Genomic DNA, 17,794 nt, shown 5'->3' with positions numbered 1-17,794 from the left:
TGTACTTTGGAGAATGTCTCTAAGTCTTTGACCATCATCTGAAGTTGCCATCCGCGATGGCGCCCACCGCTGGCGAACTGGAGAGCCGCATCTGCTATTACGTCACCTTCTCCAATTAGGGCCGGGACCCATTGATGTGAGAGGAGCGATCTGATTCCGGCTCCGCGAGAAGACTGGGCATGAGCGACCTGTACTGGCTAACGGATGAGCAGATGGCGCGTCTGTGGCCGTATTTTCCCAAGAGCCACGGCAAGCCGCGGGTTGATGACCGATGGGTGTTTGAGCGGCATCGTTTCCGTCAATCGCAACGGGTTGCGATGGCGGGATGCCCCGAAGGACTATGGTCCGCACAAGAAGCTCTACAACCGCTGGAAGCGCTGGGGTGAGATGGGAGTGTTCGTCCGCATGATGGAGGGGTTGGCTGCCGCCGGTGCCGAACCGAAGACCGTCATGATTGACGCGACCTACCTGAAAGCGCATCGCGCGGCATCGAGCCTGCGGGTTAAAAAGGGGATCTCGGGCGGCTGATCGGCCGCACCAAAGGCGGCATGAACTCGAAGCTTCATGCTGTCACCGATGCCAACGGCCGCCCCTTGAGCTTCTTCATGACCGCCGGGCAGGTCAGCGATTACACCGGCGCGGCAGCGCTGCTCGACGACCTGCCGAAGGCGCAGTGGCTGCTCGGCGACCGCGGCTTACGATGCCGACTGGTCAGGGATGCCTTGCAGGCCAAGGGCATCCAGCCCTGCATCCCAGGTCGCAAATCCCGGCTCGAGCCCGTCAGATACGACAAGCGCCGGTACAGGCGCCGCAGCCGCATCGAGATCATGTTGAGCCGCCTGAAGGACTGGCGCCGCGTCGCCACCCGCTACGACCGGTGCCAGACGGCTTTCTTCTCCGCCATCGCTCTCGCGGCCACCGTCATCTTCTGGCTCTGATCAATGAGTCCTGACCCTAAGCGCGAACTAAGCAGTCGCCGTAGATGCTCGATCGGGTCTTCCTCGACGGGGGCCTCTCGTCTTGGCGGGGCTGGACGGCGATGGCAGCCGATCCTTGGGATCGAGGAACAGCGCGCCAAAGAAGCTGCCGATATAGCTGCCGCCCGAGACAGTCGAGAGATAGTCGATGCCGGCGATGCAGCGATGCTCGCTCAGCGCCTGAAGGATTCCCAGACTGAACGTCGCACTACGGATGCCGCCGCCCGACAATGCCAAGCCGGTCGTTGGTCCGGCCGTGGGCTTCGTTGTCGATCATCGTGCCCTCGCACCGGGCTGAGCGGCCTCACCACGCTTCGTTTTTCCAAACACCGCCATCATGTCCCCCAGCATTACGATCCTTCGCCCAGGTAGAGGTCGTTCCCCGCGCCGTCCGAGCCCTGTCCGATTCCGGATGTCATCCAGCGCGCGACGAATGGTGCGTCGTTCTATCCACCCACCCCACAGGTCGGACGATCACTTCGGGTCGTATTCAACATGGAGGTGGTTCCTTGCCGGGTTTGCGAATGTTTCGAAGATGACGTCGTAGCCCGCTCCCAACCGTGTCGCGACATCGGCGGCCAGCCTCTGGCCGACGGAAATCTTTAGATTGTTGCCGCGAAAATCGAGCGCGCGGTTCTTGAAGTGGAGCGATCCTGTCATGTGCCCGCTGTCGTTGCCCGAGGTGATCACTGGCCGTGGCAAGCCCAGTGATCTCGCGACATCGGCGATCGCCACGATGACCGGACCCATGCGCGCGTCCAGCTTGGCGATTTTGACACCGCTGTTCTTCACATCAACGCCGTTGGCGGCCGCCACCTCATTACCGTCGATCGTATCAGCGTTGATCGAGACGAGCGGGAGCGGCGCGGGAGCCTTCGCAACCTGGGGGCGCTCTGACGCAGCGCCGGCGAGTTTCAAAGGAACTGCCGCCGTTGGTGCCGGCGTACTGTCGTAGAGCGCTAACGCCTTCGCCAGCTCCTTGGGATACCGGTTCTGGGTGATCGACAGGAGCTGCGCGCGCTCGCCAGCGCTGAGCTTGCCGTTTGCGGCGACGCCTCGGACGTAGGCGATGCGGGCGGCATAGATCGCTTCGATAAGTTTACGATCGTAGTCGGGTGCTGCCCGATTGATCGAGCGATCGGCCACATCGATCGCCTGGATCACGATGTTCGGCGCGCCTCGATGTTGCACTGCGCACGACCAGATGACGTCGCGTAGCGCATCGCACCGCGCGTCGAGCTCTAGGCCTTTGCGCTGGACGATCGCGGCGACCACCGGCCGATAATGGGTGCGCTCGATGAAGCTGTGCTGAGCTGCGCGGAAACCCTTGGGATCGCGTTTCGCGACCGCCTGCCAAGCCTCGGAGAAGGCGTCGCTACCGGGTGGGTTGCCCGCCCAGTCGGTGGCCCAAGGACGCCCCTCACCCTTCACGAACGCTGTACAGGTACCTGCCTTGCTCGCGAATTGATACACGCCATAGGACACGCCGCCGGGATCGTTGCGACCACCCGACACGGTGCCGGGACCGCGTCCGCTGCTTTCATATTCTTCCGAAAGACCGCCCAGGACATGGACTACGGGCGAGGCCTGTGGGGCGACGATCCGTTTGGACATCGCCGGGATTTTCGGCGGGATGGGCTCGACGGCCGCCTCGGCCAGATCGCAGGCGTCATCGAGGGCTTTGATCTCGGCGGCGGCGAACCCACGACCTAACAATACGCGCACAGCGTCGAAAATCGGCTTGCGGTTCATTATTTTCCCCCTCGCAATCGATTCGCTTTCCCCGCGACGATCAGACCCCGGCGTGGCTCAACACGATAGTCTCTGGCCGACCTTGCGCAGCTTTGCGCCACATCGTGAGCGATGCTCTCTGCGCGAGATCGACGCCGCCGAGCGTTGCGATCGCGTCGAGGAAAGCGAGCGTGCGCGGGTGAACCTTGGAATTGGTCCAGAACAGCACCGCGTTGAGTTGGAGCCATCCGCGCACGGCCTTGACTGCGGCATATTCCGCGTCGCGATAGTCCGTCGGACCCCAGGTGAGGGGGTCCTTGTCGGCGCGGGTCTCGGGCGTCGAGAAATAGATCTGCCGCAGTGCCTCGACCATGCCCAACATGCCGTGTGAGAGCTGCATCGCGCCGTCGAACGGTTCATGATGGCTCGCGACACGCGGAATGCGGGAACTAGGCACATCGATCATGAGCGCGCGGTGCGTGCGCTGACGATCCATGAGGAAATCGTCACGCGAGCGATCATTAAATTGGTCGCGTAGCTCGGCAATCGTTTCATCGACCGCTCGACGCGTTTCGGGATCGGCGTCGATCAGCCTGTCGAACGCTGTCGAGACGATCGCGCGACGTCGATCGGCGGACAGCCCGGCGGATTGTTGCAGCTCGAGCAGCGTCGACAGCTCGGCACGATCCAAGGAGAGCTTGAGTTGCAACGTGCCGGCGAGTTTGTCCTCCGCACCGACGGCGCTTGCCCAAAGGTCGAAGACGCTGCGCGCGGTGGCGAGCGCCGAGGCGTCGATGACCCCGCTGTCGACCAGGCTGCCGACGAAACGCTCGACCTCGTGACGCTCGAGATCCTGATCGATGTGTCCCATGGTGATCCCCAGTCCCAGACTGCGGTCGGCCGCCGGTGAGGCGGTGGCGAGCGCGCGTGCGCGAACCAGCGCGAAGCCGCTCAACAACTCGATTTCACGATCGGCATCCAAGCCCGAGAAGCGCTTGCGGAGCCGCGATTTGGCGTCGACCTGAACCTTGCCCGTCCCGTCGATCAGCACGTCAGCCTCGGCGCTCAACAGCGCGCTGCCGGTGAGGCCGAAGCCCAGCAACACCAGCTCGATACCGAGCGTTTGGCTGCGGCCGGCGAAACGGCGGATGCTCGAGCGCGCTGGATCGAGCATGAAGTCGCCGTTGCCGGGCGTATCGATCAAACCGATCATTGCGCCCAAATCGCCGCGGGTCAGCGCCGCGAATGCCGACCGCGCGGCGTCGGATCGTGCGACGAACACGCCCTCGATCTCGGCGGTGGTGGCGCCCAACCGGCTCTCGTCGATCTGCAGCGCTGCCGACACTTTGGCATTCGCGGCGTCTTCCGTCGCTGCGAGCAGCTTTCGGAACAGCGCGTCGTAGCGCGCGATGAGCGCGCGCACGCCAGCCAACGCGGCGTCGGCGTCGGCAAGGCGGTCGCTCACTGTCACGCCGACCGACTTCAACGCCTTTCCAAGAGATTTTTGACCGCTCGTGAACAACGCGTCGACTTTCGCCTCGAGTGCCGCATTGGCGCTCGACACAAGTTTGTCGGCAGTCGGTGCGAGCAGCGCGCGTAGATCGGGCTGCGCGAACGCGGGAAGCCCGCGACCCAATGTGTCGAGCATATCGACCGCTGCGTTCGCTTGATCGTGGGCCCAATCGCGTGCGGCATCGAGCGCACCCGTCAGCTGCGTTTCTAGCCATTCGATCAAGGCGGGGGTATCGATCTGGTGGAAACCGGTCACACCTTGGAGATCGCGAACGAGCGCTGCACGAAGGGCGGTGTCGCCGACCAACGCCGCGGCTTCGCATTCGATCAGTCCACCGCCCTGCGCGCGCAGCCAACTGCCTGGCGATAAGAAGGGCGTGACGGCCTGCAGAACCTCGTCCCAGCGGCCCAATGCTTGCGCCAGCACGCCGTGCAACTTGGTCGCGAGGCCAGCGAGATCGATCGTCGCACCGAGCTTTAGGCTGCCGTCGACACTGCGGTTCCGTTCGCGCGTAACGCGCGCGAGGATCTGTCGTTCGCGGTTGGCGCCGACGTCGCCGGCGCGCAGTGACACGACAAAGCATCCGCCCAGCGAAACGCCAACTGCAATCGTTGCACCGAGCTCGGCGGTGACCAAGCTACCCAAGGCGGTCGTGTCGGCCACCGACACTGAGACGGCAAGCTTGGCGGAGCCATCCATCTCCAACCCGATTGCGGCGAGGTGGCCCGTTTGAAATGCTTCCCACACCGCGTCGAAGTCGAAGGGATCGACAAGATCGAGCAACCGATCGCCGACAACACGGCCGTAGATCTGGTCGGGATCGCGCAGTGTGAAATGATAGTCGAGTTTGCACGCCGCGGAGGCTTCGGCCGATGCCGATGCCGTCCCAAAACTGAAAGGTAATGTCGCGCTCGCTTTGGGCTTCAATTCGCCTTTGACGCCCATCCTCAGCAACGCTGGAGGGGTGGGGTCGGCATAAGGCCATGCGCTGCCGGCCTCGATCGTCACGCCCGCGCTCGCAGCCAAGGCATAGGGGTGCTGCGACCTCTCGCCGGCCGTCGGTGCAGGCGCGGCGTGGCTGAGGGAGAGGATCGGCCAGTCGATCAAACCGGGCGGCGTCGAAGCAGTCGGTTCGAGGAAGTCGCGGATCGGCGTGAGCAAGGCGACTATGCTGTCGGGCAGCGCGTCGAGCAACGCGGCAAGATCGTTGGCGGCCGCCTCGATACGTGCCAGCATGCCTTGCGCGCCAATCGCGTCGAACGCTGTTCTGAGCCTAGGGTCGAGCGCACCTCTCGAAATCGCGCGCAACGCGTCGAGCGGTGATGTCTGGTCGGCGACGTCGCGAGCTAACCGAGGCCAAAGCTCGCGCAGTTCGGCGACAGCTGTGAGCAAGCCCGCGCTCTGCGCGAAGCCCGGGCCGCTTAATGTCTCGATAAACAAGGTTGTTGCTCGAGGCATGCCTTCTCCCAGTGACGGTGAGGCATCGCTGACCAAGAGTGTGTCTCGGTCGAGCCCCATTGACGAACACGCGAACAGCAACAGGTAGAAATATGACACGGCGGTGTCGCGACGATCAGCTAGGCGTCGCCCGCCGGAGCACATGTTGAACGCTATTTCACGTCTGGGCAAGTTAGAATCAAACCGAAATGAGTATGAAAATCCCGGCTGTTTCAGTACTCAGCAGCTTGCTGCCGATTCAGCTTCAATCGCTCGACGAAAGCTCGCTTAATTGCGGGAACCGAGATTGCCTCGAATAGGGTTCCGACCGCATTGCGCGGCAACTCCACTGCGTCCATGCATTCAATAATGCTTTGCCGGATCGACAACGGGTTCGAACTGTCGGATCACCTAGGGAATCGCATCACATCAGCTTCTACGGTTTATGGTATCGATCATGGTACGAGGAATGGAGTTGCAAAATAATAGTTACGAAATCAGATACTTAGAGCGGTTTTCGAGTCCTCTTCTGAGAGATCGAGTTGCTGCTTAAATGATCGACATTCACGCGGTAGAGCAGCTATCCTTGCCGATGGATAAGACTGGCAATTGTTGCCGTGGCGACGCCTCACGCGCGCTCGCGGAATTTCGCTTTAATCACTTTGCCGCCCACACGAAGCTGATCGAGATAGTCAGACCACCACTGCGCCATCCGCACACGTTCGGCCCAGTGCGCGCCCCGATGATAAGCGGCGCGTACGCGATCTCGCTCTCCGTGCGCCAACGCTCGTTCGATCGCATCAGGATGCCAAAGCCCTGACTCGTTGAGCAAAGTGCTGGCCATCGCGCGGAACCCGTGACTGGTCATTTCGTCATGTTCAAAGCCAAGCCGGCGTAGCGCGACATTCAATGTGTTGTCCGACAGAGGGCGCCTTGTCGTATGAAGCGCCGGGAACAGGAATTCGCCCGAGCGCGACAATGATCGCAGATCCTGAAGAATGAAAAGCACTTGACGGGAGAGCGGCACAGCGTGCGGCTGCTTCATCTTCATCCGTTCAGCGGGTACCCGCCAAACCTTCTCGGCGAAGTCGATCTCGCTCCACTTCGCCTGTCGCAGCTCGCCAGGCCGGAGGAAAACCTGCGGGGCCAGGCGGAGCGCGTAGAGCGTCTCCGGGCGGCCCTTATAGTCCTCGATGGCGCGGAGCAGTTCGCCAACTTTCTGAGGCTCGACGATCGCGGCGTGATGCTTAACCTTTGGGACGATCAACGCGCCTCGAAGAATGTCGGCCGGGTTCCTTTCGGTTCGCAGCGTCGCGAAGCCGTAGCGGAACACGCGGCCCGCAAAGGCACGGAGCCGCAGCGCCGTCTCGTGATGGCCGCGGCGCTCGACGCGCTTGAGGACGTCGAGCAACTCGTGCGGGGTTATGGACGCGAGTGGACGCTTGGCGATGACCCCTAGCAGCTCAAGAAACCAACGCGCTTTTTTGATGGTGGCTGGCGCGCGCCCTTCGCGCTCCATCTTCTGAATATATTCTTCGGCGACAAGTCCAAACGTCGTCTTCGCTGCCAGCTCTGCCTGGAGCCGCTTTTGCCGCTTCTCCTCGACAGGATCGATTCCGTCCTCCAGCTCGCCTTTGGCTTCGTCGCGTTTCCGACGCGCCTGCGACAAGGTCACATCCGGGAATTTGCCAAGCGAGAGCTTCCGCTCGATGCCGCAGCAGCGGTAGCGAAAGCGCCAGAGCAGCGCCCCGGAAGGTTGGACCAATAGGTAGAGGCCGTCCGAATCAAAAACCTTGTACGGCCGCGCTGCGGGTTTGAGCGCCTGAATCTGCACCACGGTGAGCATGGGGCCACGCCTCCTTGCATGTTCGTGGCCCCACGTTTTGTGGCCCCTTTTGCGTGGGCCACGGCGGAACATAATGGGAAAATATGGGACCGCGTATGGCCCATAATACCGCAGAATTGCTGGGTTTTCTAGAGATGTTCTCGTTATGGACTGGTGCCGCTTACAGGACTCGAACCTGTGACCCCCGCATTACGAATGCGATGCTCTACCAGCTGAGCTAAAGCGGCCCTGTCGAAGCGCTGCGCTTCGAAGAGAGCGGGCGCTTACCAGCATGATCCGTAGCTGACAAGCGTTGCGATTTGTTTGCGGTGCCGCGGCCCCGGCGCCCGCCCCCGCAACAATACCTACCTGTCGGGCTTTACGCGTCGTTTACCACGGGAGGTGCACAACGGGCTCAAGGACCGGGCCGTTCGCCCGTAATGGAGCACGCGCATGGACATGGCTCGCGGCATCAATGAGCCGCTCGACCCGGCCCGGAGGGGCTCGAATGACGACGCCGTCGCCGACCGCCCGCTCGACATCGGCGCCGACGAGCGCCGCATGCACGTGCGCGCCTATAATCACTGGGTCTCGCTGCTCCACGGGCGTGCTTACCCGTCGATCGAGGATCTCGATCCCGACAACATCACCGATTTCGGCCCGCACAGCGTGCTTCTCGACTTCACCCGTGGAGTCGAGGATCCGGCGATCCGCTATCTCGGCGGGATGCTGCGCGAGGAATGCGGCTTCACCCCGGCGATCCAGCATGTCGGCGAAGTGCCGAGCCGGTCGCTGCTCTCGCGGCTGACCGACCATTATCTCCAGATCATTGCGAATCGGGCGCCGATCGGCTTCGAGGCCGAGTTCGTCGGGCAGCGCGGGCACAACACGCTGTATCGCGGCATCCTGATGCCCTTCTCGTCGGACGGCAAGACGATCGACTTTATCTATGGCGTGATCAACTGGAAGGAACTGGTCGACGCCGAGACCCAGGCCCGGCTCAACGCCGAGGTCGAGGAATCACGCCGTGCCGCACCGCAGAACCCGGTCGCCGCCGCGGTCTGGGCCGACGGCCCCAGCGCGGGCTTCGAATCACCCGAACCGGTGGAGGCGCCGCTCCACGGATCGAGCCTTGCCGACCAGCTGCTTCTCGCGCGCGAATCGGCTGCGGCGGCCCGCGCTTCGGATACGCGCAGCCGTTCGGCGCTCTATCGGGCGCTCAGTCGCGCTTATGATTTCGCCCGTGCCGCCGAAGAGGCGCCCGAGGATTATCAGGGGCTGCTTCGCGATTCTGGCCTCACGGTCCAGGCGCGTGCGCCGATGACTCCGGCGGTCAAGCTGGTCTTCGGCGTGGATTACGACAAGACTCGCGTGACCGAATTCGCCGCGGTGCTGAGCTATGCCCGGCGCCAGGCCGTGCCGCAGGGCGGTCTCGACGCCTTTCTCGAAGTCGTCGAAGGCGGCATCAAGGGCGTGGTCAAGGCCGAGCGCGAGCATCGCCGCCCGGCGCCGAAGCGCGACGTCCTCGCGCGCGCCGCGGAGGAGATGCGCAGCCGTCCGCCGCTCGGCCATGTCGCGATTGAGGCCGGGCAGGACGAGTTCGTTGTCCTGCTCGCGCGGGCGGGCAATCGGGGCCTCGATATCGTCGCGCGCTTCGCCGACGATGCGGCGCTCACCGAACGGGCGATCCGCAAGGCCGCGGCCTGAGATTCTCGCAAAACCGGTAGCAGGCGTTACTTTCTGCCGCACCGAGTCTTGAGGTCGCGCGCCGGGCGGAGCATAGCGGCGCCCATGAAAAGCATGATGACGTCGCTCACGCAGGCGTTCGAGGCGCGGCTGCTCGAAGGAGCGCTGCCAGGAGAGCTGGAAGGTTTCGACGAGGCCGAGCGCGCCGAAGCGGCGAGCTTCGTCGCCGAGGCCGCGGCGGTGCGCCCGCCGGGCACGCCCCAGATCCGGGTGGAGACCTATATCGACGAAGAGCGCCGCAGCATGCGGCTCGCGGTCGTCAACGACGACATGCCTTTCCTCGTCGATTCGATTTCGAGTGCGATCGCCGCGCACGACATCGCGATCTACCGCATCATCCACCCGGTCATCGCAGTCGAGCGCGACGGCACGGGCAAATTGGTATCGATCGGCGCCGATGCGGCGGCGGCACGACGCGAATCGATGATCTATATCGAGATGGAACGCAGCGACGCGCGGACCCGCCGGGGCCTTGTCGCCGAGATCGAACGGACGCTCGAACAGGTTCGCGACGCAGTCGATGACTGGCGCGCGCTCCAGGCCGCGATCACTGCCGACGCTGCCGATCTGACCTCTCCGGAAGGCGCGGCGTTGCTCCGCTGGTTCCACGACGGCGCGATGACCCTGCTCGCGCACCAGAAGTGGCGGACCGACGGCAGCGTCACGGATCAGCTCGGGCTCGCGCGTTACACGCTGGAGACGCCGATTCTCGCCGAGGCATCGCGCGAGGCTGCGGTCGAGTATTTCCGCAAGGGCGGCGAGGCGCCCTTGCTGCTCAAATCCAATTCGATCTCGACCGTGCATCGCCGCGTGCCGCTCGACATCGTCGTGGTGCCGATCGTCACCGGGGCGGAGGTCGCCGGGCTGTCGATCCATGCCGGATTATGGACCAGCGCGGCATTGTTCGCCGACCCGCAGGACGTGCCGGTGTTGCGCGCGCGGCTCAACGGGCTCGAGAAGAAGCTGGGCTTCGATCCCAGGGGGCATACCGGCAAGGCGATGGCGCATGCGCTGACTGCGCTGCCGCACGATCTGACCACGGCCTTCGATGCGGCGTCGCTCGAGAATCTGGTGCTCACGTCGATGTCGGTCGCCGATCGGCCGCGCTCAAAGCTGACCCTGGTGCGCAGTCTGCTCGGGCGGCACCTGTTCGCCTTCGTCTGGCTGCCGCGCGACGAAGTATCGACCGGACGCCGCGAGGCGATCGGCGAGATGCTGAGCGAGGCCGCCAATGCGAGGCTGATCAACTGGTCGATCGCGCTCGAGGACGGTGTCGTCGCCTTGCTGCGCTACACGCTAGATCTGCGCGGCGGCGGCGTGATGCCCGATGCCGGCGAGCTCGACGCGCGGCTCGAACGGATGCTGCGCGGCTGGGTGCCCGCCGTCGAGGCGGCGCTGGCCGAGCAGGCTGGCGCGGCGTCGACCCGGCTGGCCTTGCGCTTCGCCAATACCTTCCCCGCGGTTTATCGTGCGACCAGCACTCCCGAGGAAGCGGCGCGCGACATCCTGTGCATCGCGACGCTCGAGGCCGCCGGCGATCGTTCGGTCCGGATCGTCCCGGATCCCGACACCAGGGGCCAGTATCGCATCAAGCTCTATGCGCTAGGCGGCGCGCTGGCGTTGTCCGACGCGGTGCCGGTGTTCGAGAATTTCGGCTTCCGCGTGATCGAGGAAGTGCCGACCCAGCTCGCCAACGGCATCTTCGTCCACGATTTCGAAGTCGCGCTGGCTGGCGGTTCGCGGACGCTCGATGCGGAGCCGAAGCTGGTCGAGGACGCGATCGCCGCAGTGCTCGAAGGCCGCGCCGAGAACGATCTGTTCAACCGGCTGATCGTCGAGATCGGGATGCGTCCGACTTCGGTCGTGCTGTTCCGCGCGTGGTTCCGCTATCTGCGCCAGACCGGCCTGAGCTACGGCATGGCCACCGTGGTCGACGCGTTGCGGCGCGCGCCCGTGGTCGCCGCCGCGCTGATCGAGCGGTTCGCGGCCGCACACGATCCCGCGCGTGCCGGCAAGGACGAGAATGCCATCAAGGCCGCGACCAAGGCGATCGACGCCGGGCTCGACCAGGTCTCGGCGATCGACGACGACCGCATCCTGCGCACGCTGCGCGGCGTGGTATTCGCGACGCTGCGCACCAACGCCTTTGCGCCTGCCGCCGCCGAGGCGCTCGCATTCAAGATGGATTCGGCCAAGGTTCCGGGGCTCCCGGCGCCGCTGCCGTGGCGCGAGATCTGGGTATACAGCCCGCGGGTCGAGGGCATCCATCTGCGCGCCGGGCCGATCGCCCGCGGTGGGCTGCGCTGGTCCGATCGGCGCGACGATTTCCGTACCGAGATTCTCGGACTCATGAAGGCACAGCGCGTCAAGAACGCGGTGATCGTGCCCACGGGCGCCAAGGGCGGCTTCTATCCCAAGCTGCTGCCTTCGCCCGCGCAGGATCGCGACGCGTGGCTGGCCGAGGGTACCGAAAGCTATCGGATATTCATCCGCTCGTTGCTGTCGATCACCGACAACATCGTCGCGGGCGAGGTCGTCCACCCCGATGGCGTGGCGATCCTCGACGGCGAGGATCCCTATTTCGTCGTCGCCGCCGACAAGGGAACCGCGACCTTTTCCGACGTCGCCAACGCCCTCGCGATCGAGCGCAATTTCTGGCTGGGCGATGCCTTCGCCTCGGGCGGATCGCACGGCTATGATCACAAGGCGATGGGCATCACCGCCAAGGGCGCGTGGGTCTCGGTCCGCCGGCATTTCCTTGAAATGGGCGTCGACGTCCAGTCCGAGACGATCCGCGTCGCCGGCTGTGGCGACATGTCGGGCGACGTGTTTGGCAACGGCATGCTGTTGTCGAAAGCTTTGAAGGTCGTCGCGGCCTTCGACCACCGCCACATCTTCCTCGATCCCGATCCCGATCCGGCGAAGAGCTGGGACGAAAGGGCGCGCATGTTCGCGCTGCCGCGGTCGAGCTGGGCGGACTATAATCCGGATCTGATCTCGAAGGGCGGCGGGGTGTTCGCGCGCACCGAGAAGTCGATCCCGCTGAGCGCCGAAGTGCGGGCGATGCTCGGGCTCGACATTGCGGAGATCGATCCGACCAGCCTGATCTCGGCGATTCTCAAGGCGCAAGTCGACTTGCTCTGGTTCGGCGGCATCGGCACCTATGTGAAGGCCGCGAGCGAGAGCCATGTCGATGTCGGCGATCCGGCCAATGATCGCCTGCGTGTCAACGCCGAACAGCTCCGCGCAAAGGCGATCGGCGAGGGCGCCAATCTCGGCGTCACCCAGGCAGCGCGCATCGCCTTTGCGAGCCTCGGCGGGCGGCTCAACACCGATTTCATCGACAATTCGGCGGGCGTCGATTGCTCGGACAACGAGGTCAACATCAAGATCGCGCTCAATCGCGAAGTGATCGAGGGGCGGCTCGATTTCGAGGACCGCAACACACTGCTCGCCGAGATGACCGACGAGGTCGCGCACCTCGTGCTCGAGGACAACCGGCTGCAGACGCTCGCGCTCTCGTTCATGGAGAATGACGGCGCGGTGTCGCTGGCCAGCTATGTCCGGGTGATCGAGATCCTCGAGGCCGCCGGGCGGCTCGACCGCGCGGTCGAAGGGCTTTCGTCGAACGAGGAATTGCTGCGCCGCGCGCAGGAGGGCAGGGGGCTCACCCGGCCGGAATTGTCGGTGCTGCTCGCCTCGACCAAGCTGGCGCTGCAGGATGCGATCGAATTGGGTCAGCTCGGCGCCGATCCGGAACTCGAGGAGGATCTGCTCGCCGCCTTCCCGCGGGCGATGCAGGCGCGGTTCGCTACCGCGATCGAGGAGCATCGTCTCCGCAACGAGATCGTCGCGACCAAGCTTGCCAATCGCATCGTCAACCGGCTGGGCGTACTCCATCCGTTCGAGCTTGCCGAAGAGGAAGGTGCGGCAATGCGCGATATCGCCGCGATGTTCGTCGTCGCCGAGCGGCTATTCTGTCTGCCCGACACCTGGGCTGCAGTCGAGACGGCGCAAATCAGCGAGGGTGCGCGGCTCGCCCTGCTCGATGAGATGGCGGTAGCCGTGCGCGGGCAGGTTGCCGATCTGCTTCGCGTTTGCCGGCCGGGGGCCAGCCCCTCCGAAGTGATCGCGCGGCTGCAGCCCGGCATCGACGCGCTCGGTCGCGAGACCAAGGCGCTGCTCCTCGACGAAGTGAAAAGCCAGAGCGGGCGCATCGCTGCCAAGCTCGAAGCCGCCGGGGCGCCGGTCGAGCTCGTCCAGAAGGTCGTCCGGCTGTTCGAGATGGACGGTGCGGTGGGCCTCGCCGAGCTCAGCACGCGCAAGGCGATCGACGAGACCGTGCTCACTCGCGCCTTCACCCATCTCGGGCAAGTGCTCGGGCTCGACTGGGCGCAATCGACCGCGGCGCGGATCACCACCGGCGATCCGTGGGAGCGGCTGCTCATCGCCGGCCTCGCGCGCGACTTCCAGCAGCTCCGGCTCGAATTCCTCAGCCGATCCGAAGGCGATCCGCAGGCCGCGGTCGAGGCTTGGCTCGAAGCGAATCGCCCGCGGGTCGAGCAGTTCGCGAATCTGGTGCGCCGGGCGCGGCAGGCGGCGGTTCCCAATGCGGCGATGCTCGCCCAGATCGCCGGGCAGGCGCGAGTGTTGCTGGGCAGGGTTTGAGCTGAGGTGGCTCCTGCTCCTGCGAAGGCGGGAGCAGGAAGCGCGACCCGAACCCCCTGCGCGATTGCAATTGCGAATCGTTCGCGTTATCGACGGTTGCCACAATCGTTGAGTTTGTCCCTGTCCATGCATGGTACCACTGCAGCGCCCGCCAAGGTGAAGCGCAGCCGGAAGAGCTTCTGGCTGAAGCAGCTTCATATGTGGCACTGGATGAGCTCGGCGGTGAGCCTGATCGGGTTGCTGCTGTTCGCGATTACCGGCTTCACGCTCAATCACGCCGCCGATATCGAGGCGACGCCGAGGTCAATCGAGCGCGCCGTCCAGCTCCCGTCGCCGCTGCTCGCGCAAGTCAGGCCCGACGAGGCGCCCGACAGCAAGAGGCCGCTGCCCGCGGACGTCGCCAAGTTCGTCGGCGAGAAGCTGCAAATGCCCACGACCGGCAATGCCGAATGGACGATCGACACCGTCTATCTGGCGCAACCGCGCCCGGGCGGCGACGGCTGGATCTCGATCGATCGCGCGACCGGCGAAGTGACCAGCGAGATCAGTTCGCGCGGCTGGATCGCGTATCTCAACGACCTCCACAAGGGCCGCAACGCCGGCGGGGTGTGGAAGTGGTTCATCGACATCTTCGTGCTCGCCTGCGTGATCTTCTCGCTGACCGGACTGGTGCTGCTCCAGATGCACGCGAGACATCGCAAGAGCACCTGGCCGCTCGTCGCCGCGGGGCTGATCATCCCGGCGCTGCTCGCCATTTTCTTCATTCACTAAAGGGGTTCGCCAGTCATGCAGATCCGCCTCACCGGCCTCACCGTCACTGCATTGGGAGCGAGTGCGCTCGTCGCCAGCCCGGCCGGCGCGCAGACGCTCGACCTGACAATCACCATCCCCAAGCTGAGCGTCGCCGAATATCACCGGCCCTATGTCGCGGTCTGGCTTGAGAAGGAGGGGGCAGCGCCACGCAGCCTCGCGGTCTGGTATGATTTCGACATGAAAGCCAATGAGGGCACCAAATGGCTGCGCGACGTGCGCCAATGGTGGCGCGCGGCGGGCCGCTCGATGTCTTTCCCGGCAGACGGCGTCACTGGCGCCACCCGCGCGCCCGGCACGCACAAGCTCACCTTCACTGCCGGCCGTGGTCCGATGCCGGCGCTTAGCGGCGGCAAGTACACGCTCGTCGTCGAGGCGGCGCGCGAGGTCGGCGGGCGCGAATTGCTGCGTCTGCCGTTCAGCGTCCCCGCCGGCGGCACCGCCACTGCGCAGGGATCGGGCGAGCTCGGCGCCGTCCGCCTCACCGTTCGCCGTTGATCAAGGGGGTTATCATGAAGCTTCGCACACCGCTCCTCGCCGCTGCCGCGTTCCTGGCTCTGGCCACACCCGCCGCCGTGCAGGCGCACCGGATGTGGATGCTGCCTTCCGCGACGATCGTGTCGGGCGACGATGTATGGGTGACGATCGACGCCGCGGTCTCCAACGACCTGTTCTATTTCGAGCACCAGCCGCTGCGCGGCGATCCCAAGGTGCTCGCGCCCGACGGCAGCACGCTCGAGGTCGAGAACAAGGCGACCGGACGCTATCGGACGACCTTCGACGTGCATTTGACCCAGAAGGGCACGTACAAGGTCGCGATCGTCAGCGAAGGCGTGATGGGCAGCTATATGCTGGGCGGCGAGCGCAAGCCGATCCCGCGCGGCACCACCACCGCCACGCTCGCCAGCGTGATCCCCGCCGGCGCCACCGAGGTGCGCACCAGCGAGAGCGCGAACCGCAACGAGGTGTTCATCACATCGGGCGAGCCGACCAATACGGTGTTCAAGCCCACCGGCAAGGGCATCGAACTGATCCCGGTGACTCATCCCAACGATCTCGTCGCCGGCGAGACCGCGACCTTCCAGTTCACCCTCGACGGCAAGCCGATGCCCGAACAGGCAGTGACGGTTATCCCCGGCGGTATCCGCTATCGCGACAAGCTCAACCAGATGGATCTCAAGACCGATGCTGCGGGCAAGGTCCAGATCAAATGGCCCGAGCCCGGCATGTATTGGCTCAACGTCACCACCGGCGGCGGCCGCGGCCCGGGAATGGGTCCGGGGGCGGAAGGGCAGGGCGCGTCTGCCGCGCCAGCCGGTCCGGCGCCACGCCGCGCCAATTACGTGACGACGCTCGAGGTGCTCGCCCCCTGAGGATCGCGATCCCGCCCGCGCTTTCGGCGCAGGCATTCCATCGCCGCACTCCCGGCGCCACGCTGACCGCGCTCGGCGGCGCCACCATGGGCACCAGCTGGATGGTGCGGATCGCGGGAACGCGGCAACGGCTGTCGGCTGCGGTCGAGCCGGCAATTCGTGCCGCGCTCGATCGGATCATCGCACAGATGAGCCAGTGGGAGCCGGAATCGGACCTCAGCCGTTTTAATCGCGCGGCTCCCGGCAGCTGGCATATGCTGCCACCGGAATTCGCCCGCGTGCTCGCCGCCGCGCTGGACGTCGCCGCACGGAGCGACGGTGCGTTCGATCCTGCAATTGGAGAATTGGTCGACCTGTGGGGATTCGGTCCTTCGGGTCCGCGTCCGGGCCTTCCGCCGATAGCGGCGCCCGGCGTCCGCCAGATCGAGTTCGATCCGCTGCTGCTCCGCGCACGCCGCGGCGCCGGCGCCGCGCTCGACTTCTCGGGCATCGCCAAGGGCTATGCGGTCGACGCGGTGGCGGAATGCCTGCTCGGGCTGGGCCTCGAGGACTTCCTCGTCGAGATCGGCGGCGAACTGCGCGGCAGCGGGGTCAAGCCCGACGGCCAGCCCTGGTGGGTCGATGTCGAGCAGGCGCCGGGTGCATTGGTGGCGCCGATCCGGATCGCGCTGCACGGGCTCGCGATCGCCACTTCGGGCGATTATCGCCGGCATTTCGAGGCGGGCGGCCGCCTTTATGCGCATACGCTCGATCCGCGGACGGGCGCGCCGCTCGACAATGGAGTCGCCTCGACGACGATACTCCACCCACAATGCGTGCTGGCCGACGCCTGGGCGACCGCGCTGACGGTGCTCGGACCCGATCAGGGACTCTCGGTGGCCGAGCGCGAGGGGTTGGCGATGCACATGGTGGTGCGGGGCGAAAGCGGCTGTCGCGAGTATCTGTCGTCGGCATTCGCGGCGCTGTTCGATTAGCTGTCCGCCCAGGTCCGCAGCAGATTGTGATACACCCCGGTCAGCTCGATCACCGAGCGGTCCGCACCGCCGAGCTGACCGGTCAGTCGCTGCACTGCCTGATCGAGGTCGAACAGGATCCGGCGGTTGCCGTCGTCGCGGATCATCGATTGCAGCCAGAAGAACGAGGCAACCCGCACGCCGCGGGTCACCGGGGTGACGTGGTGCAGGCTCGATGACGGATAGAGCACCGCGTGCCCCGCGGGCAGCTTGACCCGCTGCACCCCGAAATGATCCTCCACCACCAGCTCGCCACCGTCATAGGCGGCCGGATCTTCGAGGAAGACAGTGATCGACAAGTCGCTGCGGATGCGGAACTCGGTGCCGCGCTGGATGCGGATCGCATTGTCGACATGGGTGCCGAAGGCCTGGCCCTCGCCGTAGCGGTTGAACAAGGGCGGGAAGACCTTGAGCGGTAGCGCTGCGGCGAAGAACAGAGGCGACTTGCCGAGCGCATCGAGGACGATCGCACCCGCCTCCTTCGCCGCCGCGCTGCTCTCGGGCAATTGCTCGTTATTCTTGGCCAGCGCCGACTGGTGCCCCGAAGTGACGTTGCCGTTGACCCATGCGGCGGCGTCGATGATCGCCCGCAGCCGCGCCACCGCGGCGGTGTCGAGGAGGTCGGGAATCGCGATCATCATGCGCGTGCACTCTCGATGGGAACGCCTGCCGAAACGGGTCTACTGCCTCGGCTGCCGCAA

General features: G+C 65.1%; 11 protein-coding genes, 1 tRNA gene and 1 pseudogene. 7 read left to right on the top strand and 6 right to left on the bottom strand.

What is annotated here, in order from left to right; all coding sequences use genetic code 11:
- Positions 1 to 179: 179 nt before the first annotated feature.
- A pseudogene (locus CVN68_RS24445) lies at positions 180 to 938 on the top strand (IS5 family transposase).
- A 27-nt stretch (positions 939 to 965) separates the two neighbouring features.
- Here the strand turns inward: CVN68_RS24445 and CVN68_RS11530 are convergent.
- From CVN68_RS11530 to CVN68_RS11510, 5 genes are all read right to left on the bottom strand, one after another.
- Complete coding sequence (locus CVN68_RS11530) at positions 966 to 1,214, bottom strand: patatin-like phospholipase family protein (protein ID WP_100282333.1); 249 nt, start codon at positions 1,212 to 1,214, stop codon at positions 966 to 968.
- A 237-nt stretch (positions 1,215 to 1,451) separates the two neighbouring features.
- Entirely contained in the window at positions 1,452 to 2,729 is a 1,278-nt protein-coding gene (locus CVN68_RS11525; RefSeq protein ID WP_100282332.1) for a VgrG-related protein, read from the bottom strand.
- A 40-nt stretch (positions 2,730 to 2,769) separates the two neighbouring features.
- A complete protein-coding gene (locus CVN68_RS11520; protein WP_100282331.1) occupies positions 2,770 to 5,457 on the bottom strand; it encodes a hypothetical protein in 2,688 nt (895 codons plus the stop codon).
- A gap of 829 nt (positions 5,458 to 6,286) precedes the next feature.
- Complete coding sequence (locus CVN68_RS11515; protein WP_100282330.1) at positions 6,287 to 7,504, bottom strand: tyrosine-type recombinase/integrase; 1,218 nt, start codon at positions 7,502 to 7,504, stop codon at positions 6,287 to 6,289.
- A 151-nt stretch (positions 7,505 to 7,655) separates the two neighbouring features.
- Positions 7,656 to 7,731: transfer RNA gene (locus tag CVN68_RS11510), tRNA-Thr, on the bottom strand.
- Positions 7,732 to 7,936: 205 nt separating this feature from the next.
- On the opposite strand from CVN68_RS11510, the gene CVN68_RS11505 reads away from it, so the two are divergent.
- The 6 genes from CVN68_RS11505 (at position 7,937) to CVN68_RS11480 (ending at position 17,054) form a co-directional block, all read left to right on the top strand.
- On the top strand, positions 7,937 to 9,190 hold the full coding sequence (locus CVN68_RS11505) for a PAS domain-containing protein (RefSeq protein ID WP_100282329.1): 1,254 nt from the start codon (positions 7,937 to 7,939) through the stop codon (positions 9,188 to 9,190).
- An 84-nt stretch (positions 9,191 to 9,274) separates the two neighbouring features.
- Positions 9,275 to 13,897, top strand: a complete 4,623-nt coding sequence (locus CVN68_RS11500) for an NAD-glutamate dehydrogenase (protein ID WP_100282328.1) — start codon at positions 9,275 to 9,277, stop codon at positions 13,895 to 13,897.
- A gap of 126 nt (positions 13,898 to 14,023) precedes the next feature.
- Positions 14,024 to 14,668 (top strand): PepSY-associated TM helix domain-containing protein, encoded by a 645-nt coding sequence (locus CVN68_RS11495; protein WP_100282327.1) that lies wholly within the window; start codon positions 14,024 to 14,026, stop codon positions 14,666 to 14,668.
- Between the two features lie 15 nt (positions 14,669 to 14,683).
- Positions 14,684 to 15,205: a DUF2271 domain-containing protein gene (locus tag CVN68_RS11490; RefSeq protein ID WP_100282326.1), complete on the top strand. Its 522-nt coding sequence runs from the start codon at positions 14,684 to 14,686 to the stop codon at positions 15,203 to 15,205.
- 14 nt (positions 15,206 to 15,219) lie between these two features.
- Positions 15,220 to 16,080, top strand: coding sequence for a DUF4198 domain-containing protein (locus tag CVN68_RS11485; protein ID WP_100282325.1), 861 nt, complete (start codon positions 15,220 to 15,222; stop codon positions 16,078 to 16,080).
- A gap of 86 nt (positions 16,081 to 16,166) precedes the next feature.
- A complete protein-coding gene (locus CVN68_RS11480; protein WP_100282324.1) occupies positions 16,167 to 17,054 on the top strand; it encodes an FAD:protein FMN transferase in 888 nt (295 codons plus the stop codon).
- Here the strand turns inward: CVN68_RS11480 and CVN68_RS11475 are convergent.
- Positions 17,051 to 17,734, bottom strand: a complete 684-nt coding sequence (locus CVN68_RS11475; protein ID WP_100282323.1) for a Fe2+-dependent dioxygenase — start codon at positions 17,732 to 17,734, stop codon at positions 17,051 to 17,053. The genes CVN68_RS11480 and CVN68_RS11475 overlap by 4 nt on opposite strands.
- Positions 17,735 to 17,794: the final 60 nt, after the last annotated feature.

Source organism: Sphingomonas psychrotolerans, from assembly GCF_002796605.1.
In the GTDB taxonomy this organism is placed as follows: domain Bacteria; phylum Pseudomonadota; class Alphaproteobacteria; order Sphingomonadales; family Sphingomonadaceae; genus Sphingomonas; species Sphingomonas psychrotolerans.
Note: the sequence above shows the minus strand (reverse complement) of the source record. Positions and strands in the feature narration are given on the sequence as shown.